The 23,019-nt window shown below is 63.1% G+C and carries 18 protein-coding genes; 13 read left to right on the top strand and 5 right to left on the bottom strand.

What is annotated here, in order from left to right; genetic code table 11:
- Positions 1-163: 163 nt before the first annotated feature.
- The 8 genes from PQV96_RS14745 (at position 164) to PQV96_RS14710 (ending at position 8,912) form a co-directional block, all read left to right on the top strand.
- Positions 164-628 (top strand): DUF4755 domain-containing protein, encoded by a 465-nt coding sequence (locus PQV96_RS14745; RefSeq protein ID WP_273623349.1) that lies wholly within the window; start codon positions 164-166, stop codon positions 626-628.
- Positions 629-1,090: 462 nt separating this feature from the next.
- Positions 1,091-1,627, top strand: coding sequence for a DNA-deoxyinosine glycosylase (locus PQV96_RS14740; RefSeq protein ID WP_273623348.1), 537 nt, complete (start codon positions 1,091-1,093; stop codon positions 1,625-1,627).
- Positions 1,628-2,392, top strand: coding sequence for a class I SAM-dependent methyltransferase (locus PQV96_RS14735; protein WP_273623346.1), 765 nt, complete (start codon positions 1,628-1,630; stop codon positions 2,390-2,392). It abuts the gene before it with no gap.
- Between the two features lie 68 nt (positions 2,393-2,460).
- Complete coding sequence (gene tfpB / locus PQV96_RS14730; protein WP_273623345.1) at positions 2,461-4,260, top strand: type IV pilus assembly ATPase TfpB; 1,800 nt, start codon at positions 2,461-2,463, stop codon at positions 4,258-4,260.
- Positions 4,261-4,402: 142 nt separating this feature from the next.
- On the top strand, positions 4,403-4,891 hold the full coding sequence (locus PQV96_RS14725; RefSeq protein WP_207373897.1) for a tripartite tricarboxylate transporter TctB family protein: 489 nt from the start codon (positions 4,403-4,405) through the stop codon (positions 4,889-4,891).
- Between the two features lie 15 nt (positions 4,892-4,906).
- A complete protein-coding gene (locus tag PQV96_RS14720; protein ID WP_273623344.1) occupies positions 4,907-6,418 on the top strand; it encodes a tripartite tricarboxylate transporter permease in 1,512 nt (503 codons plus the stop codon).
- Between the two features lie 145 nt (positions 6,419-6,563).
- Positions 6,564-7,859 carry a DUF3422 family protein gene (locus PQV96_RS14715; protein ID WP_044395906.1) on the top strand — a complete coding sequence of 432 codons (1,296 nt, stop codon included), beginning with the start codon at positions 6,564-6,566 and terminating at the stop codon, positions 7,857-7,859.
- A 180-nt stretch (positions 7,860-8,039) separates the two neighbouring features.
- Positions 8,040-8,912, top strand: a complete 873-nt coding sequence (locus tag PQV96_RS14710; RefSeq protein WP_273625264.1) for a DMT family transporter — start codon at positions 8,040-8,042, stop codon at positions 8,910-8,912.
- Positions 8,913-8,939: 27 nt separating this feature from the next.
- Here PQV96_RS14710 and PQV96_RS14705 read toward each other — a convergent pair whose 3' ends face one another.
- The gene (locus PQV96_RS14705; RefSeq protein ID WP_273623340.1) at positions 8,940-9,617 is read right to left on the bottom strand and encodes an SH3 domain-containing protein; all 678 of its coding nucleotides are present in this window, start codon (positions 9,615-9,617) and stop codon (positions 8,940-8,942) included.
- 60 nt (positions 9,618-9,677) lie between these two features.
- Between PQV96_RS14705 and PQV96_RS14700 the strand changes: the two genes are divergently transcribed.
- The 3 genes from PQV96_RS14700 to PQV96_RS14690 all read left to right on the top strand — a co-directional run bounded on the left by PQV96_RS14700 (position 9,678) and on the right by PQV96_RS14690 (position 14,531).
- Complete coding sequence (locus PQV96_RS14700) at positions 9,678-10,505, top strand: SDR family oxidoreductase (protein WP_142083833.1); 828 nt, start codon at positions 9,678-9,680, stop codon at positions 10,503-10,505.
- A gap of 265 nt (positions 10,506-10,770) precedes the next feature.
- On the top strand, positions 10,771-11,874 hold the full coding sequence (locus tag PQV96_RS14695; RefSeq protein ID WP_273623336.1) for a TRAP transporter substrate-binding protein: 1,104 nt from the start codon (positions 10,771-10,773) through the stop codon (positions 11,872-11,874).
- Positions 11,871-14,531: a bifunctional diguanylate cyclase/phosphodiesterase gene (locus tag PQV96_RS14690; protein ID WP_273623335.1), complete on the top strand. Its 2,661-nt coding sequence runs from the start codon at positions 11,871-11,873 to the stop codon at positions 14,529-14,531. Before PQV96_RS14695 ends, PQV96_RS14690 begins: the two co-directional genes overlap by 4 nt.
- 105 nt (positions 14,532-14,636) lie before the next feature.
- Here the strand turns inward: PQV96_RS14690 and PQV96_RS14685 are convergent, their stop codons facing one another.
- Positions 14,637-15,536, bottom strand: a complete 900-nt coding sequence (locus PQV96_RS14685) for a DMT family transporter (protein WP_066690956.1) — start codon at positions 15,534-15,536, stop codon at positions 14,637-14,639.
- A gap of 94 nt (positions 15,537-15,630) precedes the next feature.
- On the opposite strand from PQV96_RS14685, the gene PQV96_RS14680 reads away from it, so the two are divergent.
- Positions 15,631-16,614, top strand: a complete 984-nt coding sequence (locus PQV96_RS14680; RefSeq protein ID WP_044395915.1) for a quinone oxidoreductase family protein — start codon at positions 15,631-15,633, stop codon at positions 16,612-16,614.
- The gene (locus PQV96_RS14675; RefSeq protein ID WP_273623334.1) at positions 16,611-17,444 is read left to right on the top strand and encodes an NUDIX hydrolase; all 834 of its coding nucleotides are present in this window, start codon (positions 16,611-16,613) and stop codon (positions 17,442-17,444) included. The genes PQV96_RS14680 and PQV96_RS14675 overlap by 4 nt, the downstream gene beginning before the upstream one ends.
- Before the next feature lie 44 nt (positions 17,445-17,488).
- Here the strand turns inward: PQV96_RS14675 and PQV96_RS14670 are convergent, their stop codons facing one another.
- From PQV96_RS14670 to ileS, 3 genes are all read right to left on the bottom strand, one after another.
- A complete protein-coding gene (locus tag PQV96_RS14670) occupies positions 17,489-19,144 on the bottom strand; it encodes a Na/Pi cotransporter family protein (RefSeq protein WP_273623332.1) in 1,656 nt (551 codons plus the stop codon).
- Positions 19,145-19,552: 408 nt separating this feature from the next.
- The gene (gene lspA / locus PQV96_RS14665) at positions 19,553-20,062 is read right to left on the bottom strand and encodes a signal peptidase II (RefSeq protein ID WP_273623331.1); all 510 of its coding nucleotides are present in this window, start codon (positions 20,060-20,062) and stop codon (positions 19,553-19,555) included.
- Positions 20,063-22,939, bottom strand: coding sequence for an isoleucine--tRNA ligase (gene ileS / locus PQV96_RS14660; RefSeq protein WP_273623330.1), 2,877 nt, complete (start codon positions 22,937-22,939; stop codon positions 20,063-20,065).
- Positions 22,940-23,019 lie beyond the last annotated feature (80 nt).

Here is a 23,019-nt window from a genome sequence, read left to right as displayed (position 1 = left end):
TGCATTATTTAATTTCAAAAGAATTGAAAATTTTTTCACTGAATGCGGTAAATATTAATTTTTTATGATGTAGGGGTTGGGTTTTAATTGATGCGACCCCGATTAATTTGTTTTTAAAATTTAATTTGCTAACTTTAATTTACTATTTTCATAATTAACAATCATGAAATCATCAGACAAAACATTGTACGTCACGATTTTCAGTTTTGGGGTTTTTCTTTATCTTTTGCTTGGTTTAATGGCTGGGCGGGCGGGGTATGGTCCGCTGACTTTTATGTTTGGCATCTTGACCATATACGGGTTTTTTAATACTAGAAAGCTGTGGTCAATAGCGAAGGCAATCAACTCCCATCCTGAAATGCAGAATGCCAAATACAAGCATGAATGGGATGGTAGTGCGATTGCTGTTAATGATGCTAACCGCACAGTTTTTCTTGCCAACGGATTTAAAATCAAAACCTATTCATTTTCTGATGTTAGATCATGGCGATATAACCTTGAAACAGGTGGAAAATGGATCGGGGGGGCGCTGTTTGAAAGGTGGTTCAGAAATGCGGAAGTTAGTGCTAAAAACGTTGCAAGGTCGGGATTTTTTGTGACTGTTCGCGATGTTGAAAATCCAGAATGAAGGATCGGTTTCAGAATGAATGATCAAACTGAAAGTCAATTAAAAAAATGGATGGAGATTATGCAACAGGAAATCAATGAGGGTTAATTTCACTTGTGGATGATTAACCGTTCGACGGTGCCCTCTCCGCCTCGCGTAGACTTGATGAAAATAATTAGTCTGCCCTGAACAACCTGCAGAAAAATTGGGGTCAGATTCCAATTTCCTGTGTCAGCAATACCTTCAAGGCCTCGAAAACCGGCCCTGACGCGCACCCAGCAAGCGGGAGGTGATATCAAAATATTTTCAGCTGGGTTCGCTACGGTGCAGGCTTGCGCCCAACCCTGGAAAATGGGCTGAAAGCGGGTTTTTTTGGCATCAAAATCCGACTCTAAAGCTTATGCAGCAAGCGGTAGCAGCTATGAAAAAAAGAGTAAAAATGGCCCAGCCGCAACCCGTCGGGTTTCGCGCCAGAATCAGGCCATGACAGAAAACGCCAGTCCCACATCGGCTCCACAGCCCGCCGCCCAGCGCCTGACCGGGCTGCCGCCCGTGGTGTCGGAGCGCACGGTGGTGCTGGTGCTGGGCAGCTTTCCCGGTGCGGCCTCATTGCGGGCGGGGCAGTACTATGCGCACCCGCAAAACCATTTCTGGCGCATTTTGCAGACGCTGTGGCCGCAGCACCCGCTGCCTGAGCATTATGGCCAGCGCTGCGAGTGGCTGCTGGCGCGGGGCCTGGGGTTGTGGGATGTGTATGCCAGCTGTGAGCGCGTGGGCAGCCTGGACACCCATATTCGCAACGCGCAGGTCAACGATTTTGCGAGCCTGCGCGCGCGCTGCCCCCGGCTGGCGGCAATCGCCCACAATGGGGGCGAGAGCTTTCGCCATGAGCGCAGCACGGCGCTGCTCGGGGTGCCGGTGCATCGGCTACCCTCCACCAGCCCGGCCAATGCCTCGTGGAGTTTTGAACGTAAATTGACTGCCTGGGCACAGTTGCTGGCCCGGCATGGATTGGTGTGAATGGCCCGCAATAAAAAAACCGAGATTGAGCTGCCGGAAGTCAGCGTTTCTGACGATGGCGAAGTGCGCCACCTGCACCTGGGCACCCCCTGGATTCAGGGCTCCATGCGTGTGGACGACCCCTTTGCGCTGGAGCTGGAATACGTGCAGCGCATGATGGCCTGGCTGCTGTTTGTGGAGCCCACCTCCGTCACCAAGCGGCACGCCATGCAGCTGGGCCTGGGGGCTGGGGCCATCACCAAGTTCTGCCACAAAAAACTGCGCCTGTGTGCCACCGCCATCGAGCTGAACCCGCAGGTGCTGGCCGTGTGCCGCCAGTGGTTCAAGCTGCCGCCCGATGGGGCCAAACTGCGCGTCATCCTGGGCGATGCCGCCAAGGAAATCCGCGACCCGATGTGGCTGGGTACGGTGGATGCCCTGGCGGTGGACCTGTACGATCACGAAGCCGCCGCGCCCGTGCTCGACAGCCCTGACTTCTACGCCGACTGCCGCGCGCTGCTGTCGGAGGATGGCTGCATGACAGTGAACCTGTTTGGCCGATCTTCCAGCTTTGAGCGCAGCCTGCAAAGCATGGCCACAGCCTTTGGTGAAGAGGCGCTGTGGGCCTTCAAGCCCACGCGCGAAGGCAACACCGTGGTGCTGGCCCAGCGCACCCCCTCGCGCCCCAAGCGCGCCGAGCTGATGGCCCGCGCCGAGGTGGTGCAGGAGCGCTGGGGCCTGCCCGCCACCAAGTGGCTGCGCGTGTTCAAGCCCGTGTTGGCTTGACGAAGGCCAGGGCGGCACTGGTGTGCGGCCCAGGTTGTTGATGTTGTCGATTCCAGCAGGTTTGTCCCATGTCCACCGTTCCTCCCGCCGTTCCCCGCGCTTCTTCTGCTGCTGCATTCACAGGCCCCCTGGTCTGGCGCAAGGTGGTGGACTGGCTCAGCGCCGATGGCGTGATCTCGGCCGATGAGGCGCAGCGCACCATTGCGCGTTGTTCGCAGGCTGAAAGCGCCCAGAACCCGCTGGTGCGCCTGTCCAACGTAGCCATGGCGCGTGCGAGTGATGGCCGCCCGCTGGACATCGAGGCACTGACCGAATACCTGGCCCAGCGCGCCGGCCTGCCATACCTGCGCATCGATCCGCTGCGGGTGGATGTGGGCCGCGTGGCCGACACCATGAGCGCCACCTACGCTGAGCGCCACAAGGTGCTGCCTGTGCAGGTCACGCCCACCGAAGTGGTGGTGGCCACGGCCGAGCCGTTCATGACCGACTGGGTGGCCGAGGTGGAGCGCCAGTCGCGCCGCACCGTGCGCCGCGTGGTGGCCAACCCCCAAGACATCCACCGCTTCACGGCCGAATTTTTTGCGCTGGCCAAATCCGTGCGTTCGGCCCAGAAGGCCGGTGGCGCCAGCGCCGGCAGCAGCTTTGAGCAGCTGGTGGAGCTGGGCAAGACCAACAAGCAGCTCGACGCCAACGACCAGGGCGTGGTCAAGGTGGTGGACTGGCTGTGGCAATACGCCTTCGACCAGCGCGCCAGCGACATCCACCTGGAGCCACGGCGCGAGCAGGGCGTGATCCGTTTTCGCATCGACGGGGTGCTGCACCCGGTGTACCAGATGCCCATGGGCGTGCACAACGCCATCATTTCGCGCATCAAGCTGCTCGGTCGCATCGACGTGGTGGAAAAGCGCCGCCCGCAGGACGGTCGCATCAAGACCCGCAACCCGCGCGGCGAAGAAGTGGAAATGCGCTTGTCCACGCTGCCCACGGCGTTTGGCGAAAAGATGGTGATGCGGATTTTTGACCCCGACAACGCCGTGAAAGATTTGGACGCGCTGGGCTTTTCGCAGCACGACGCACAGCGCTGGGAGTCTCTGGTCAAGCGCCCGCACGGCATCATCCTGGTGACGGGGCCCACGGGCTCGGGCAAGACCACCACGCTGTACTCCACGCTCAAGCGCGTGGCCACCGAAGAGGTCAACGTCAGCACGGTGGAAGACCCCATCGAAATGATCGAGCCCAGCTTCAACCAGACCCAGGTGCAGCCGCAGCTCGACTTCAACTTTGCCGAGGGCCTGCGCGCCCTGATGCGGCAGGACCCCGACATCATCATGGTGGGTGAAATCCGCGATCTGGAAACGGCCGAGATGGCCATTCAGGCGGCGCTGACAGGGCACCTGGTGTTCTCCACCCTGCACACCAACGATGCCCCCAGCGCCATCACCCGCATGATGGAACTGGGTGTGCCGTCGTACCTCATCAACGCCACGCTGCTGGGTGTGCTGGCGCAGCGGCTGGTGCGCACCTTCTGCAAACAGTGCAAGCAGCCAGACCCCAGCGCTCAGCGCGAGGCCTTGGCCGAGGTCGTCAAGCCCTGGAAGCTCAACGGTGCCTACCAGCCTTACAAGGCCGTGGGCTGCGTGGACTGCCGCATGACCGGGTTCCAGGGGCGCATGGGGCTGTATGAACTGCTCACGGTGACCGAGCCGCTCAAGGACAAGATCAACCAGGCTCCGTCCATCGAGGCGCTGCGCCGCCAGGCGGTGCAGGACGGCATGCGTCCGCTGCGTCTGGCAGGCGCGCTGCGGGTGGCGGAAGGGGTAACTTCACTCGAAGAGGTCATTGCGGCTACGCCACCGCTGGAGGCGTGAGTGTTCTCCACAACGGGGTTTTCCCTGGAATTTCGGTGCCTATCACAGGAGCGTTACGGAATGTAGGTGGAATCCACATCGAGTGCCCCGAACCTTGGAACCACAATCGGCCGATCCGGATTTCCGTAAAGGGGACAAACTCGTGAAAATCAAGAGTCAGAAAGACTTTTTTGCCGGCCTCATGTTCATGGGCGTAGGCACTGCGTTTGCGTGGGGTGCCACCACGTACAACATTGGCACTGGCGCCCGCATGGGCCCTGGCTACTTTCCATTGATCCTGGGGATCTTGCTGGCCATCATCGGCTTGGTGATCACCTTCCAGGCCACCACGGCCGAAACCCCCGATGGGGACAAGATCGGCAAGTGGGCCTGGAAGCCGCTGTTCTTCATCCTGGCGGCCAACTTCACCTTCGGCATCTTGCTGGGCGGTCTGCCTAGCATCGGCGTTCCGGCCATGGGCCTGATCGTTGGCATCTACGCCTTGACCTTCATTGCCAGCCTGGCCGGCAACGAGTTCAGGGCCAAGTCGGTGTTTGTGCTTGCCACCATTCTGGCGGCAGGCAGCTACGTGGCTTTCGTGTGGGCGCTGAAGTTGCAGTTCCCGGTGTGGCCTAGTTTCATTTCGGGTTAAGGCAGGAGCACCACCATGGAATTGTTCGATAACCTGGCGCTCGGCTTTGGCGTCGCCTTCACGTTTCAAAATCTCGTTTACTGCTTTGTCGGCTGTCTGCTGGGCACGCTGATTGGCGTGTTGCCTGGCATTGGCCCTGTGGCCACCATCGCCATGCTGCTGCCAGCCACGTACGCGCTGCCCCCCGTGGCGGCGCTGATCATGCTGGCCGGTATCTACTACGGCGCGCAGTACGGTGGTTCGACCACCGCCATCTTGGTGAACCTGCCGGGCGAATCGTCGTCGGTGGTGACCGTGATCGACGGCTACCAGATGGCCCGCAAGGGCCGTGCAGGCCCTGCGCTGGCCGCTGCGGGTCTGGGCTCGTTCTTCGCCGGCTGCGTGGGTACGCTGATTCTGGCGGCCTTTGCGCCTCCGCTGACTGAAGTCGCCTTCAAGTTCGGCCCTGCGGAATACTTCTCGCTGATGGTGCTGGGCCTGATTGGCGCTGTGGTGCTGGCTTCTGGCTCGCTGCTCAAAGCGGTGGCCATGATTGTTCTGGGCCTGTTGATGGGTTTGGTGGGTACCGACGTGAATTCGGGCGTGGCACGTTTCAGCTTCGACATTCCTGAACTGACCGACGGCATTGGCTTCGTGACCATCGCCATGGGCGTGTTCGGCTACGGTGAAATCATCGCCAACCTTTCGCGTCCCGAAGAAGACCGCGAAGTGTTTACAGCCAAGGTGCAAGGTCTGTTCCCCACGGCGCAGGATTTCAAGCGCATGTTCCCCGCCGTGCTGCGCGGTACTGCTCTGGGCTCTGCCCTGGGTATCCTGCCTGGCGGTGGTGCGCTGTTGTCGGGTTTCGCGGCCTACACTATCGAGAAGAAGACCAAGCTGCACCCTGGTGAAGTGCCCTTCGGCCAAGGCAATATCCGCGGTGTGGCGGCTCCTGAGTCTGCCAACAACGCTGGTTCGCAAACCTCGTTCATTCCTCTGCTGACCCTGGGCATTCCTCCCAACGCCGTGATGGCGCTGATGGTGGGTGCCATGACTATCCACAACATCCAGCCTGGCCCCCAGGTGATGACCAGCAACCCAGAACTGTTCTGGGGCCTGATCGCTTCGATGTGGATCGGCAATGCCATGCTGGTGATCCTGAACCTGCCGCTGATCGGTGTGTGGATCAAGCTGCTGACGGTGCCTTACCGCTGGCTGTTCCCATCCATCGTGCTGTTCTGTGCGGTGGGCGTGTACTCCACCAACAACAACACCTGGGATATCTGGATGGTGGGTGGCTTCGGTCTGGTGGGCTACATCTTCCACAAGCTGGGCACCGAGCCTGCGCCATTGCTGCTGGGCTTCATCCTTGGCCCGATGATGGAAGAGAACCTGCGCCGTGCACTGCTGCTGTCGCGTGGCGACTGGAGCGTGTTTGTCACGCGTCCTCTGTCGGCCGGCCTGCTGGCTGCGGCGGCTCTGTTGCTCATCATCGTGCTGCTGCCAGCCGTGAAGAACAAGCGCGAAGAAGCCTTCGTGGAAGACTGATAACGGCAAGGGAGAGGCTTTCTCTCCCGTCTTTGCGCACCTCCAACAACGGCACCTTCAGATGCCGTTGTTTTTTGCCGTGTGGCGGCGCAGCGGAATAGGGCAGCCGGTACACAATGGGGCTGCTTTGCTTTCCGGGATTTGCATGTCTGCCACGATCAGCCCCACGCAGCACCCGCACCGGGTGTTGCTGCACAACGAAATCCACGCCCGCCCGCCAGAGGCCATGTCGGCGCCGCTGGCCATTGCCCACATCGTCATGCTGGCCGATGCTGCCGAGCGCGAGGCCAGCCGTGCCCATGTGGCCGCGCTGCTGCGCGACCACCACCTGGCGCTGCCCGATGCGGCCACCACCCATCTGCGTATGGATCTGGGAGCCTTTCGCCTACGCTGGGAACTGCATACCGAATTCGTTTCCTGGACCTTCATGGTGCCTGCGGCGGTGGAATCGTTCGGTGAGCGGGAGCCCGTCAGCGCCATCGCCTCGGTGCCGCGCGAGTGGCTGGCGGCACTGCCCGGCCAATGCCTGTGCAGCCTGAACTTGTGGGTGTTGCCCACCCACACCTTCGGCTCGGGCTCGCTGATCAAGCATGTGCTGCATGAGGACACGCTGCTGGCCTCCACCGTGGCCGACGGGCACGGCGAGGTCTACACCGACTTTGCCATCCACGCCGACGGCTTCTCGCGCATGGTGTTGCTGGCTGGCGGCATGACGCAGCGCCGCCTGGGCCGCCTGGTGCAGCGCCTGCTGGAGATCGAAACCTACCGCATGGCCGCCCTGCTGGGCTTGCCTGCCGCGCGCGAGGCTTCGTCCGTACTGGCCTTTGCCGAGCGTGAACTGGCCGAGCTGGCCAACGCCATCCGCACCGCCAACCGCGATGATGAACCTGCGCTGCTGGATCGACTGACCCGGCTGGCCGGGCAGGTGGAGAGCCAGTACGCCGCCACACATTCGCGGTTTTCGGCAAGCAGTGCCTATTTCGAGCTGGTGGATCGGCGCATCAAGGACATTGCCGAGTCGCGCCTGGCAGGCATGCAGACCATTGGGGAGTTCATGGACAGGCGCCTCACGCCGGCCCGTAGCACCTGCGAATGGGCCGCGCGCAGGCAGGATGCCCTGTCCCAACGCGTTTCGCGCATGAGCAACCTGCTGCGCACGCGGGTGGAAATCGAGCAGCAGCAAAGCAGCCAGGCCCTGCTGGCCACCATGAACCAGCGGCAGGACCTGCAACTGAAGCTGCAGTCCACGGTGGAAGGCTTGTCGGTGGCGGCCATCACTTACTACATCGTGGGGCTGGTCACCTACCTGGCCAAGGGTGGCAAGGCCCTGGGCTGGCCGCTGTCGCCAGAGTCCACCGCGGCCATTGCCATTCCGCTGGTGGCCGTGAGCGTGTGGCTGTCTTTGCGCCGTTTGCACCACCGGTTGTTTCGCAAGCATTGAGCGGGGCGGTTGCTGCGCGCGCCTGCCATCGCCAGTGGAGCAGGCTGGCACCCAAATGCTCGACGCCGCCGCCTGGCCTGCCGTGCCACACTGGGGTGCTGTTGCCCCCACTCTTCAAAGAACCTTCCCGTGTCGCATCCTGCTACATCCGCCGACAAGCACTCTGGCCTGGCTGGGGGCATGGCGCTGGCGCTGCTGGGCTCCATTGCGTTCAGCGGCAAGGCCATCATCGTCAAGCTGGCCTACCGCTATGGTGTAGACGCGGTCACCCTCATCATGTACCGCATGCTGTTTGCGCTGCCCATCTTTGCCACGATGGCATGGTGGGCCAGCCGGGGCAAGCCGCCCCTGTCGCGCAAAGACTGGCTGGGGGTGCTGGGCCTGGGCGTCACCGGGTATTACCTCGCCAGCTTTCTGGACTTTGCGGGGCTGATGTACGTGACGGCCAGCCTGGAGCGCCTCATCCTGTACCTGAACCCCACGCTGGTAGTGGTGCTGGGCTGGGCGCTGTATGGCAAGCGCATCCGGGCCGGGCAGGCGCTGGGCATGGGCATCAGCTACTGCGGCGTGGTGCTGGTGTTTGGTCTGGAGGCCCGGGAGCAAGGCGCGCACGCCGCCTGGGGTGCGTTGCTGATTTTCTTGAGCGCCGTGAGCTATGCGGTGTACCTGGTCTACAGCGGCGAGATGGTGCAACGCATCGGGGCGCTGCGTCTGGTGGGCTTGGCCACCACCGTGGCCTGCCTGTGTTGCCTGGCACAGTTCGTGGCGCTGCGGCCGCTGGGGGCAGCCATCGTGGCGCCTGAAGTGTTGTGGCTGTCGGTGCTGAACGCCATTCTTTGCACGGCCGCGCCAGTGCTCATGGTCATGATGGCCATTGAGCGCATTGGTGCGGGCATGGCCGCGCAAGCAGGCATGGTGGGCCCGTTGTCCACCATCCTCATGGGAATCTGGATTCTGGGCGAGCCCTTCACCCTGTGGCTGGCGGCGGGCACGGCCCTGGTCATGCTCGGTATCTTCGTGTTCACCCGCTCCGCAAGGCGGGCGAACTCTTAACGCCTGGGGCAGGGCGCTAGCCCGCGCCTAGCGGTTGCCCGCGCCCCAACTGTTGGCGCCACCGCCTGCAGCGCCGCCACCCCAGGCGTTGCCGTTGTTGCCCGAAGAGTAGGTGGACAGGCCCGGTGGAGCGGGCGGCTGTTGGGTGTTGGAGGGCATGCGCTGGTAGGGCGATGCCTGACCCCCCGCCGTGCGCGTGTTGGGTGCAGCACGCTTGGCAGGCGCTTGCGGTGCATCGTCGGTGCTGCTGTCTTCCTCATCTCCATCTTCGGAGTGGTCGGCCCCTGCGGGGGCCTGGGCTGCTTTTCCATTCCCCCAGCCCCGTGTGCCGGCCGTCGTGGTTGGTGTGGTGGTGCTGGTGCCGCCGCGCCCGAGCACACCGCCCAGGGTGCGCATGCTGCCGGTGCTGGCATTGTTGTTGCCCGAGGGAGCTGCCGAGTTGGCCGAGCCCATGTCGAAGTTGTGCACCCAGCCAGTGGCGCCTTGGGGCGTCTGCACCTTGACCCAGGGGCCGTTGCGTTCCGAAGTCCGGGTCACCTGCGTGTTGGCCGGAATCTGCCCCAGGCTCGGTGCGTTGTCTGCGGGCGATTCGCGCAGTTCGGTCGAGCGCTTGACCACTGCCGTTTGGGCATGTGCAGCGCTCAACGGGACCGCTGCCGCGAAAGCCAGGCCGCTGGCAAGGGCTAGGTGATGGAGCCAGTTCATGGTGAAAGCCTCAATTTATGATGCGCTGGACTGGGCATCCAACGTAAACCGGAGATTGTTATGGATTTGGGAATTGCGGGCAAATGGGCATTGGTGTGTGGCGCCAGCAAGGGGCTTGGCTTTGGCTGTGCCCAGGCTTTGGTGCGTGAGGGCGTGAATGTCGTCATCAATGCACGCAACGCCGATGTGTTGGCTCAGGCTGCTGCTAAATTGATAGCTGCCAGCGCTGAATACGCAAGCGCTAGAGGCCAAAAAGACTCACAACCTGCCGTCGTGGCCGTGGCTGCTGACATCACCACCCCCGAAGGCCGTGCCGCGGTGTTTGCCGCTGCGGGTGGCCCAGGCCGCGACTTCGATATCGTCGTGACCAACGCCGGTGGCCCCCCTCCAGGCGACTTCCGCGATTGGGATCGCGACGCGTGGATCAAGGCGGTAGACGCCAACATGCTCACACCCATCGAGCTGATCAAGGCCACGGTGGATGGCATGGCCGCACGGGGCTTTGGGCGCGTGATCAACATCACCTCCAGCGCTGTGAAGGCGCCGATTGATGTGTTGGGTTTGTCCAACGGCGCGCGCAGTGGCCTGACGGGCTTTGTGGCGGGCGTGGCGCGCAGCAAGATCGCGTCGCAGGGCGTGACCATCAACAACCTGCTGCCTGGCAAGTTCGACACCGATCGCCTGGCCACCACGATGCAAGCCGTTGCCACCAAGACTGGCAAAAGCTCGCAAGAGGTCCGCGTGGCGCAGCAAGCCCAGATTCCGGCTGGCCGCTTCGGAACGCCCGAAGAGTTTGGCGCCATTTGCGCTTTCCTGTGCAGCGTGCATGGCGCCTACATCACCGGCCAGAACGTGCTGGCTGACGGTGGTGCGTTTGCGGGCGTGTAACTGAAACGGTGAAACGGGTTGGGGGCGGTGCGGCCTGCGCATCTTGTTGGCCCGCCCCTCGTCCGGCCAAAACCCACGCTGGCGGCGCTGCCCATGCATGCAGTCTCGATCGACGTCAATTAACAGTTTCCATGCATTAGATTTTTCGGTGAAAACGGGCGTAGCGTAGGCACAATGGCGCATTCCTGCCTGTGGCCCGCAGGGTGGTGCTCTTCGGCTTTTCCAGTGGGGAAGAGCAAAGAGAAACGGGGCTTGTCTGGCGGCCATGCTGATTGTTTCTCGTTTACCTAAGCTGTTTCGCCGCTGCGCTGCTGCGCTGTGCTGCGGCGTGCTCGGGTGGGCGGCAACCTTGGCCTGGTCGCAGGCGCCTGCCCCCAAGGTTCCGGCCACGGTATCCCACCTGCGTGTGGTGGGCGGTTTGGCCGAACTCAACCAGTATGTGCGCCGCGAAGAGCCCTTTTGGACCCGCGAACTGGCGCGCCTGAGCGGCGGGCGTTACACCGCAGAAATCGTTCCCTTCGACAGGGCCGGGGTGCCCGGCACCGAAATGCTGCGACTGCTGCAGTTGGGGGTGGTGCCGTTGGGTACGGCGCTGATGAGCTCTTTTTCTGCCCAGCATCCCGAATACACGGCCCCCGATCTGGCGGGGTTGAACCCCGACATGGCCACCTTGCGCACCACGCTGGCCGCCTTTCGCCCGTATCTGGAGAAAGCGCTGCGCGACCAGCATGGGGTGGAGCCCCTGGCCATCTATGTGTATCCGGCGCAGGTGATCTTTTGCGGCAAGCCACTGCGCAGCCTGGCCGATTTGGCGGGGCGGCGGGTGCGGGTGTCATCGTCCACCCAGGCGGATTTTGTGAGCGCCCTGGGCGCAGAGCCCCTGCTCACCGGCTTTGCCCAGATCGTGCCCAATGTGACGGCGGGCAGCATCGAGTGTGCGGTCACCGGAACCATGTCGGGCAATACGCTGGGGCTGCACAATTTGATGAGCCATGTGCATGCCTTGCCCGTGACCTGGGGGTTGGCGGTGTTCGGCGCCAACCGTACCGTCTGGGCAGCACTGCCGCCGGATTTGCGCGAATTGCTCAAGCGCGAGCTGCCCAAGCTGGAAGCCGATATCTGGGCAGAATCCGAACGCGAAACCGCCGATGGCATGGCCTGCAACCGTGGCGCGCCCGAGTGCCAGGCGGGCCGCAAAGGGCGCATGGTGGTCGTGCCGGTTTCGGCGCAGGATGAACAGCGTCGCAAAGAGATTCTCACCTCCACCGTCCTGCCCCGCTGGCTCCAGCGCTGTGGCGCAAGGTGCGCCCAGGTGTGGAACAGCACCATCGGACCGGCGCGGGGCATCCCTGTGCCCAAGTCACCATGAACGTGGCAGTACCTCGGCGTATCAAGTTCTTCGTGGGGGGCGGGGTTGCGGCATTTGTGCTGGCCGTGGTCGCGGTGGCGGCGGTGCTCATCTTCAATGCTCGAAAGCTCGCCCTGGCTGATGGCGCCAGCGGCGCGGTGCGCTTTGTCTCCAGTGCCGAAGCTGCGCTCAACCGTTCCCTGTTGGGCGTTGACGTCTTGCTGGCCAGCATGGACGAGATATTGGATCTGTCGGCGGTGCGGGCGGAATGGCTGGACCCGGAAGTGACCAGCCAGCGCCTGCGCAGCTCGGCCCGCCAAAGCCTGATGGTGCGCTATGTGGCGCTGGTAGACAGGCAGGGGCGCGTTTTGGGTTCGTCAGACGCCGCAGGTGCAGCGGTGGCCTTGTCGTTGCCTTTGGGGTTTGCCGAGTCGGTGTTTGAGCAGCCGCTGCCGATGTTGATGGTGAGCGCGCCAGCCGTGAGCTTTGTGAGCGCGGAGCGTGTGCTCTATCTGGCCCGGCAGCTTCGGCTGGCCGACGGAACGCCATTGCTGGCAGTGGCCGAAATGCCCGTGGCTGCGCTGGCCGGTGTTCTGGTTCAGGGCATGGACATTCCCGGATTGCAGGTCACGCTGGAGCGTGCCTCAGGCCAGCTTCTGCTGACCATGCCGCGGCAGGAAGAGGAATTGGCCAGGGTGCTCGCCCCGCCGCTGGCCGAGCTGGATGTGACCGGGCCCCAGTGGAATGCCCGTGCGCGCCTGGGCGGCGAGCAGGCCCTGGTGGTGTACCGCCCGTTGATGTACCAGGACTTGCGCATTGCCGCCAGCGTGCCGCTGCACGCCGCGCTGGCCAATTGGCGCGCGGCGCGTGATGGCATTGCGCTGACGGCGCTGGGCTTCGTGGTGATGATCGTGCTGGTGGGCGCTGTTTCACTGCGCTACGTTGACCGCATGACCCAGGCCCGTTTGGCGATTGCGCAGTCGAAGGCCACGCTGGACGAGGCGCTGGAATCCATGGTCAGCGGCTTTGTGGTGCTCGACAGCCAGCTTCGCCTGGTGCAGTGGAACCGGCGCTTTGAAGAGATTTATCCGTGGCTCAAGGGGCAACTGGCGCCCCAGGTTCCGTTCAAGGAATTGCTGAAAGAGAAAGCCCGGCACCACCTGGAAAACGCCAGCGACGAAGAGCAGCAGCGCTGGGTGGAGCAGCGCGTGGCAGTGCAGCGCAACCCTCAGGGGCCGCACGAGCAGGGCCTGCCCGATGGGCGTGTCATCCAGGTCACCGAGCGGGCCACGCCCGATGGCGGCCTGGTGATCACGTACCACGACGTGACAGAGCTGCGCCAGGCCAGCGCAGAGATCGAAAACCTGGCTTTCTACGACCCGCTGACCGGGCTGCCCAACCGGCGCCTGTTGATGGACCGTATCCAGCAGTCGGTGGCGGCCAACGCCCGCAGTGGTTTGCATGGGGCCCTGCTGTTTCTGGACCTGGACCACTTCAAGACCCTCAACGACACCCTGGGGCATGAGGTGGGAGACTTGCTGCTGCGGCAGGTGGCGCAGCGCCTGAGGGCCTGTGTGCGCACCGAAGACACGGTGGCGCGGCTTGGGGGCGATGAGTTTGTGATCATGCTCAAGAACCTGGCCACCAACAGCGAAGAGGCAGCATCGCTGGCCCGCCGGGTGGGCGAGAAGATCCTGCGCCGCCTGAACATGCCCTATTTGCTGGATGCCCACAAGTACCACAGCACCCCCAGCATTGGCGCCACCCTCATCGGGCAAGACATGCAGCCGCCGGTGGACTTGCTCAAGCAGGCCGACATTGCCATGTACCAGGTGAAGTCACAGGGGCGCAACTCCCTGTGCTTTTTTGATCCGCAGATGCAGATCTCCATCAACCAGCGCGTGCAACTGGAGCACGACCTGCAGATGGCCATCACCGGCAACCAGTTTGAACTGCACTACCAGCCACAGCAGCGCCTGGACGGGCGAATTGTGGGCGTGGAGGGCCTGATCCGCTGGCGCCATCCCGAGCGGGGGCTGGTGGCGCCAGGGGCATTCATCAGCGTGGCCGAGGAGAGCGAAATCATCGTGCCGATCGGGCACTGGGTCTTGCGCACCGCGTGCGAGCAACTGGCGGCATGGAAGGGTGACCCGCGCTGCCAGCATGTGCAGGTGTCGGTCAACGTCAGTGCGCGGCAGTTCCGCCAGCACGACTTTGTGGCCCGGGTGGTGGAAGTGCTGCGCGAGACGGGCGCACCAGCGCACTTGCTCAAGCTGGAGCTGACGGAGTCGCTGGTGCTGGACGATGTGGACGACACCATTGCCAAGATGGTCCAGCTCAAGACCAAGGGCGTGCGCTTCTCGGTGGACGACTTTGGTACCGGCTATTCATCGCTGGCTTACCTCACGCGCCTGCCGCTCGACCAGCTCAAGATCGACCAGTCGTTCGTGCACAACCTGGGCGTGAAACAGACCGACGATGTGATCGTGCAGACCATCATCGGCATGGCCCGCAACCTGGAACTGGATGTGATTGCCGAAGGGGTGGAAACCGCCGAGCAGCGCGACACGCTGGCGCGGTATGGCTGCCACTACTTCCAGGGCTATCTGCTAGGGCGGCCCATGCCACTGAGCGAGATCGAAGCCCTGCTGGGCAATGACCTGGCTTTGCTGGGCTGATACGGATTTGCCGGCAACCGTATCGCGTCGCCGGTTCGCTTTGCCGTGCCAGACCGCGCCAGCGCTCAATACATCGCGCCAGCGCTGAGTACATCGCGCCAGCGCTCAGCGCCGGGATGACACCACGATCCCGCCCACGATGAAGGCGAATGCCACGCCGTGAAACAGGTGCGGTGTTTCGCCAAGAAAAGCCGCTGACAGCACGGCCGCGAACAGCGGCGTGAGGTTGACGAAGAAGCCCGCCACCGCAGGCCCTGCCCGCTGCACGCCCACACCCCAGCAGCGGTAGGCCAGCACCGCAGGCCCCACGGCGATGAAGGCCAGTGCGGCCAGCAAGGGCGCGCCCCAGGCGATCTGCGTGTGGCCCAAACTCCATTCCACGCCCGTGAAGGCGCCTGACCAACCCAGGCCAAACACCATCTGCGCCATCAGGAAGGCCGCCCAATCGCCGCGCAGGCTGGCGGGCTCACTGGTCCTCACCAAAAGCCAGCTGTAAAACGACCACGATGCCGTGGCCATCAGCATGAATAAATCACCGGGCACCAGCCGCAAGGCCAGCAGCTGGTTCCACTCACCACGGCTGAGCACGATCAGCACCCCGGTGATGGAGAGCACCGCGCCTACCAGTTGCTGGCGCGTGACTGAGGCACCAAAAAACAGCGCCCCCACCGCCAGCATCCACACCGGCATGCTGGAGCCCACCAGCGTCACGTTGATGGGGGTGGAGGTTTGCAGCGCCATGTACTGCAGTGCGTTGTAAAGCCCGATGCCCAGCAGGCCCAGCACTGCATAGCGCCGCCAGTGCGGCCACAGGGGGCTGTCTTTGCGCAACACCCCGTGGGCCAGGGGCAGCAAGATGGCAAAGGCCAGCACCCAGCGGAAGAAGTTCAGGGTGATGGGCGGGATCATGGCGTGCACCAGCCGGCCCACCACGGCATTGCCCGCCCACAACAGGGGCGCGGTCACCAGCAGCGCAGCCGTGCCGGGCGTGAGTCTTTGAGTCATGCCCCGGAATGTAACGGGCTCGCTCCGGCAAGGCTTGCAGATTCATGGCAGGATGGCGGCCGTTTGTCCCTCTTGTTACAGGAGCGTTGTTGCCATGAGCCTTGCCGTCCAGATCCGCCAGCATGGTGGTCCCGAAGAACTCCAGATTGTTGACGTACCCGTGGGGGAGCCGGGCCCCGGCGAGATCCGTATTCGCCACCATGCCGTCGGCCTGAACTTCATCGATGTGTACCACCGCACGGGCTTGTATCCGCTGAACATGCCTGCGTCCATCGGCATGGAAGCCGCTGGCGTGGTGGAAGCTGTGGGTGAAGGCGTGACCCACCTGGCCCCTGGCGACCGCGCGGCGTACGCCAGCAACCCACCAGGCAGTTATTGTGAAGCGCGCGTCATGCCTGCCAAGACGGTGTGCAAGCTGCCCGACGCCATCAGCTTTGAAACTGGCGCTGCGATGATGCTCAAGGGCTTGACGGCGCAATACCTGCTCAAGAAAACACTGCCCGTGGAAGGTCTGCAGCCCGGTGATTTCGTGCTGTTCCACGCCGCCGCGGGCGGAGTGGGGCTCATCGCCTGCCAGTGGGCCAAGGCCCTGGGCTTGCAGCTCATCGGCACTGCCGGCTCAGACGCCAAATGCCAGCTGGCGTTGGCCAATGGTGCGGCGCACGCCATCAACTACAGCCGTGAAGACTTTGCCGCGCGCGTGAAGGACATCACCGGCGGCAAGGGCGTGAAGGTGGTGTACGACTCGGTGGGCAAGGACACCTGGGACAAGTCGCTGGACTGCCTGCGCCCCTTCGGCCTGATGGCCAGCTTTGGCAACGCCTCGGGGCCCGTGCCTGCATTTGCTCCAGGCCAGCTCGGGCCCAAGGGCTCGCTGTACCTCACCCGCCAGACGCTGTTCACGCATATCTCTACGCGTGAAAGCACCCAGGCCATGGCCGATGACCTGTTTGCCGTGGTGGCCAGCGGCCAGGTCAAGATCCATATCGACCAGCGCTACCCCTTGGCCGACGTGCAGCAGGCGCACCGCGACCTGGAAGCGCGCAAGACCACCGGGTGCACCATCCTGACGCTGTGAGCCCGGCCGTTCAGACGCCCGCGTTCGCGCAATGGCTGGTGGGGGCGCGGCTGGCGGCGCAGCAGCCACCGGCCCAGCCACGCATACCACTGGTGGTGGCTGGCCACGAAGTGGGGTCGGTGGCTGCAGGGGTTTTGGATGATATTGGCCTGCAGCGCTTGCTGAATAAGCGCGAGCAGCTATCTTTTCAGGAGCGAAATGGGGCTTTCGCCTGGCATTTGCCTGTGCCAGATGCAGAGGTCACCTCCGCCCTAAATGCGCTGGCTGCAGCGCTGCGCCAGACGGGGCGCTGTGGCCCCTGGCGCGATGAACAGCTGGCGGTAACCAATGCACAAGGCGCAGTGGTGGGCACGGTGGAACGTGGGGCTGTGCGGGTGCTGGGCATTGCCACGCGCGCTGTGCACTTGGTGGGTTTGGCGCCGGACGGGCGCATGTGGGTGCAGCGGCGCTCGCTCACCAAACCCAATCACCCCGGCAAGTGGGACACCCTGATGGGTGGCATGGTGTCAGCGCAGGATTCACTGCACCAAGCGCTGGCGCGTGAAACCTGGGAAGAGGCGGGTCTGGAAGTGGCTGCACTCACGCAGGTGGTGCACGGCGGTCACGTGGATTTCTCCCGCCCCAGCCGCGAGGGTGGGGGCGTGGGCTTCATGCGAGAGCGCATCGACTGGTTCAGTGCCCAGGTGCCCGAGGGGCAAGTGCCCCACAACCAGGATGGCGAGGTGGATGAGTTCGCGTTGCTATCCATTCCGCTGCTGTGCGAACGTGTGGCTCAGGGCCATTTCACGCCCGAGGCGGGGCTGGTGATTGGTGGTTTTCTGGGCCTGTAGCGGGCTGGCTCGGCACCGCTGCCCAGCCAGCCGCATGGCCAAGGTCAGGCGGGTTCTGACGGCAGTTTGAGGCGGCTGGGTGCCAGGGCTCCTGCCGATTCCAGAATAGGGTAGGCAATGGAGCACAACAGCGAGTTGATGCGCTTGAGCTCGCTGATCAAGTCGATGTGCAGCGAGCTGGTTTCAATGCTCTGCACCGTGTTGTCTGACAGGCGCGCCAGGTGCGTGGCCGAGTAGGCGCGCTCCAGGTCGCGGAAGCGGGCTTTTTCTTCGAGCAGTTTTTGTGCGTCACGCACGTTTCCGTTCAGGAACACGCTCATCGCCAGGCGCAGGTTGGCCACCAGGCGGGTGTGCAGTTCGTTGATCTCTTCCATGCCAGCTTCGGAGAACTGGCGGCCTTTCTTGATCTTCTTGTCCTCAATGTCGATGAGCACGCGTTCGATGATGTCGCCAATCTGCTCCATGTTGATGGTGAAGCTGATGATGTCCGCCCACCGGCGGCCTTCGCGCTCGTCCAGAGCCTCGCGCGAAATCTTCGTCATGTAGTACTTGATGGCGGAGTACAGCTCATCCACCTGATCATCGAGTTTGCGCAAGTCTTCGGCCAGCTTCTGGTCGTCGGTGCGGATGACCTGGTGCAACCCCAGCAGCATGGACTCCACCACGTCGGCCTGGTGCAGCGCTTCGCGCGCAGCGCAGGAAATGGCCAGCGAGGGCGTGGCCAGCGCCGATGGATCCAGATGCCGGGGGCGGCTGCCTGCTGCGGCCTGCGTGTCTGCCACCGGGAGCAGGCGTTGCACGGCACGCGCCACCGTGCCTGTGAGCCCGATGCACACCAGCCCCACCACCGCGTTGAATGCCAGGTGGAACAGCACCACCAGCGAGGCGTTGTCGGGAACATAGGGGCGCACATGCTTGAGCCACAGCCCGATCAGCGGGGTCATGATGATGACGCCCATGATCTTGAAGAACAGATTGCCCAACGGCACCTGCCGCGTCTGCACATTGGAGCGCATGGTCGTGGCCACCGCCAGCAAGCCGCTGCCCAGGTTGGCGCCTACCACCAGCCCCAGTGCCACATCCACCGGAATACCGCCCGAGCCCGCCAGCGTGGCCGTGAGCAGCACGGTGGCCAGGCTGGAATAAGCCAGCACGGCCAGCACAGCGCCCGTGAAGATCTCCAGCAGCAAATCGCTGGTCAGCGCACCCAGCAGGGTCCGCACGGTGGGCGACTGGGTGAGCACCGTGGTGGACTCGGTGATGAGCCGCAGGGCCAGCAGCATCAAGCCCAGGCCAATCAGTACCCGGCCCACGCGGCCCACGGCGGTGTCCTTGCGCGAAATGAAAAGCACCACGCCCACAAAGATGAACAACGGCGACAGCCACGACAAATCGAGCGAGAACACCACGGCCATCACGCTGGTGCCTACATCCGCGCCCAGCATCACGGCCAGGGCGGCAGGCAGCCCCACCAGCCCCTGGCCCACAAATGACGACACGATGAGTGCGGTAGCGGTGCTGGACTGCACCACAGCCGTGACGCCCATGCCCGAGAGAACGGCGGTGAACCGGTTGCTCACGCTGCGCGAGATGAGTTGCCGCAGGTTGGCGCCGAATACCCGCAGGATGCCGGTACGCACCAGGTGCGTGCCCCAGATGAGCAGGGCCACGGCAGCTAACAAGTTCAACAAATGCTTCATGGAATGCAGGCGTTCTTTTTATTCTTGGGGGTGTGCGTGGGCTTGGGCTTGTACCGCAGGGCGTCCGTCAGCAGCGCAAAACCACTTGGGTTCGTAGTGCTCTTTGGACCCGCGTGTATCCACGGATAAGCAAACAACGTGCACAACGCGAATTGTCATAAAACTGTCATGAAGCATACCCCTGATTTCACCTCGCAAGGCGCAAGCCCCCAAGTGAATCGGTGCATTCGGAATGCGTTGCTGGTAAAAGCCGTGCACTGGGGCATTCGTCAGGCAGATTCACAGAGGCTGGTGCTCTCGCTGTGAGCCAGGTGCGTTGCCTTCAATCTGCCGGGGTATCGCCGTTCATGAGGCTGCTGAAAACAAAACGGCCCGCACGAGGCGGGCCGTATCGAGGGCAGGTCGCTCTCAGGCTTCCCGGCGGGCTCTCAGCAGCTCGTCCACGATCAGGCAGACCGCGCCGACCGTGATGGCCGAGTCGGCCACGTTGAACGCCGGGAAGTGCCAGCCCATGGCGTGGAAGTCCAGAAAATCGACCACGTAGCCGTGCATCAAGCGGTCCACCACGTTGCCAATGGCTCCGCCCATCACGCTGGCCAGCGCAAAGCAGAACAGCTTTTGCGTGGGGTGTTTGTACAGTTGCCAGATGATAAAAAGGCTGGCAACGGTGCCGATGCCCGTGAACAACCAGCGCTGCCATCCCCCTGCGTTCGAGAGGAAGGAGAAGGCTGCACCGGTGTTGTGGGCCCGCACGATGTTGAAGAAGTTCGTGATGGTCGTGGCTTCGCCCCACTGGTAGTTGCGCAGGATCAGCTCTTTCGTCCACTGGTCTGCCGCCACAATAATGACAGCCCATATCAGCCACAACGCCATGCTGCGGGTGGTGGACTGGTTGCCCACGGATGGAATCGCGGCCATTCAGGCACACACCCGGTTTTCACCGGTGCCGTGAAGGTTGCTGGTGCAGCGGCCGCAAATGGTGGGGTGGGCCGCGTCCTGGCCCACGTCCTCACGGTAGTGCCAGCAGCGTTCGCACTTGGCGTGGCTGCTCGGTGTCACGCTGGCGGCCAGGGCTTCGCCTTCGGCCAGCGTGGCTGCGGAAGTGATGAACACGAACTTGAGGTCTTCACCCAGGCTGCGCAGGGCTTCCAGCAGTTCGCCGCTGGCGGTCACCGTGACTTCGGCCTGCAGCGATGCGCCCACCTTACCGTCGGCGCGCAGGGCTTCGATCTCCTTGTTCACCACTTCACGGGCGGCACGGATGCGGTCCCACTTGTCCAGCAGCGCAGCATCGGTGGCACCAAAGTCCCAGAACTTCTCGACGAAGATGGTCTCGGATTTGCCGAACACCTTCCATGCTTCTTCTGCAGTGAACGACAGGAACGGCGCCATCCAGCGCAGCATGGCGTGGGTGATCTGGTACAGCGCGGTCTGGGCGCTGCGGCGTGCCAGGCTCTTGGGCGCGGTGGTGTAAAGGCGGTCCTTGAGCACGTCGAGGTAGAACGCACCCAGGTCTTCCGAGCAGTAGACCTGCAGTTTGGCTACCACGGGGTGGAATTCATACACCTCGTAATGGCCCAGGATGTCGGCCTGCAGCTGACTGGCGCGGGCCAGGGCGTAGCGGTCGATTTCCAGCAACTGGTCGGCGGGCACGGTATCGGTGGCGGGGTCAAAGTCGCTCACGTTGGCCAGCAGGAAGCGCAGCGTATTGCGGATGCGGCGGTACGCATCGACCACGCGGGCCAGGATCTTGTCGTCAATGGCCAAGTCGCCCGAGTAGTCGGTCGATGCGCACCACAGGCGGATGATTTCGGCGCCCAGCTTGCCGCTCACCTCTTGTGGCGAAACGGTGTTGCCCAGCGACTTGCTCATCTTCTTGCCCTGGCCGTCCACGGTGAAGCCGTGGGTCAGCAGGCCGCGGTAGGGAGCGCGACCGAAGATGGCACTGGCCAGCAGCAGCGAGCTGTGGAACCAGCCGCGGTGCTGGTCGTGGCCTTCCAGGTACAGATCGGCCTCGGGGCCAGTCTCGTGGTGCATGGTGCCGTGCGTGCCGCGCATCACGTGCCAGAAGGTGGAGCCCGAGTCGAACCACACTTCGAGAATGTCGGTGCTCTTGGTGTAGTGCGGCGCGTCTTCTGCGCCCAGGATTTCTTCGGTTGTCACACGGCTCCAGGCCTCGATGCCACCCTTTTCCACGATGGCAGCAGCCTGGTCGATGATCTCCATGGTGCGCGGGTGCAGTTCGCCCGAGTCCTTGTGCAGGAAGAAGGGCAGAGGCACCCCCCAGCTGCGCTGGCGCGAGATACACCAGTCGGGCCGGCCCGCGATCATGTCGCGCAGGCGGCTCTTGCCGTTTTCAGGATAAAAACTGGTCTGCTCGATGGCTGCCAAGGCCGTCTGGCGCAGCGTGCCGGGGGCCTTGTCAGTGGTGAATACACCTTCGCCCTCGTCCATGCGCACGAACCACTGGGCGGCGGCGCGGTAGATCACGGGCGTCTTGTGGCGCCAGCAGTGCGGGTAGCTGTGGGTGATGTCCTTGGTGGCCATCAGGCGGCCCGCGTTGCGCAGCGCCTCGATGATGACGGGGATGGCCTTCCAGATGTGCTGGCCGCCGAACAGCGGGAAGTCGGCCGCATAAGTGCCGTTGCCCTGCACCGGGTTCAGGATTTCGTCGTACTTCATGCCGTGCGCCACGCACGAGTTGAAGTCGTCCACGCCGTAGGCAGGCGACGAGTGCACGATACCCGTGCCGTCTGTAGCGGTGGCGTAGTCGGCCAGGTACACGGGCGACAGGCGGCGGTAGCCATGGCTGCCGTCTTCACTGGCCACGTCGTACAGCGGGTGCTCAAACTCGAAGCCGCCCAGCTTTTCGCCCGGAACGGTGGCCAGCACCTTGCCTTGCAGGCCCCAGCGCTCCATGCAGGCATCGACCAGGGTCTCGGCCATCACGTACAGGCCGCGTTCGGTTTCCACCAGCGAATAAGGCAGCTCCGGGTTCAGGTTCAGCGCCTGGTTGGCGGGGATGGTCCAGGCGGTGGTTGTCCAGATCACGGCAAACGCGTCTTGCGTGAATGCTGGCACGCCAAAGGCCGCTGCCAGTGCGGCAGGGTTGTGCGCCTTGAAGGCCACATCCAGCGTGGTGCTCTTCTTGTCCTGGTATTCGATCTCGAACTCGGCCAGTGAGGAGCCGCAGTCAAAACACCAGTACACGGGCTTGAGGCCGCGGTACACATAGCCGCGTTCCATCACGCGCTTCAAGGCCCGCAGTTCGCCAGCCTCGTTGGCGTAGTTCATGGTCTTGTAGGGGTTGTCCCAGTCGCCCAGCACGCCCAGGCGCTTGAAGTCGGCCATCTGTTGTGCGATTTGCTCGGTGGCAAAGGCACGGCCCTTGGCTTGCATTTCGTCACGCGGCAGGTTGCGGCCGTGCAGCTTTTCAATGGCGTTTTCGATGGGCAGACCGTGGCAGTCCCAGCCGGGCACGTATAGCGCGTCAAAGCCTTCGAGCTGGCGCGCCTTGGTGATCATGTCCTTGAGGATCTTGTTGACCGCGTGGCCAATGTGCAGTTGGCCGTTGGCATAGGGGGGGCCGTCGTGCAGGATGAACTTGGGTGCACCACAACGGGCATCGCGCAGCTTTTTGTAGATGCCTTTGTCTTCCCACTCCTTCACCCAGCCGGGCTCACGCTTGGGCAGGTCGCCGCGCATGGGGAAGGATGTATCTGGCAGGTTCAGCGTGGCGCGGTAGTCCACGGCAGGCGTGCTGTTCGTGGGGGTGGAGCTGGCGTTATCGGACATGAAAGGACCTTAGGGCGGTGCAATCCGGGGCGTACCCGGCGCTAAAAACGGGAGTGACTGGGACGAGAGAAGCTGGCCCG

The organism is Acidovorax temperans (genome assembly GCF_028596105.1).
GTDB lineage: Bacteria > Pseudomonadota > Gammaproteobacteria > Burkholderiales > Burkholderiaceae_C > Acidovorax > Acidovorax temperans.
This window is presented reverse-complemented; position numbering and strand designations above follow the sequence as displayed.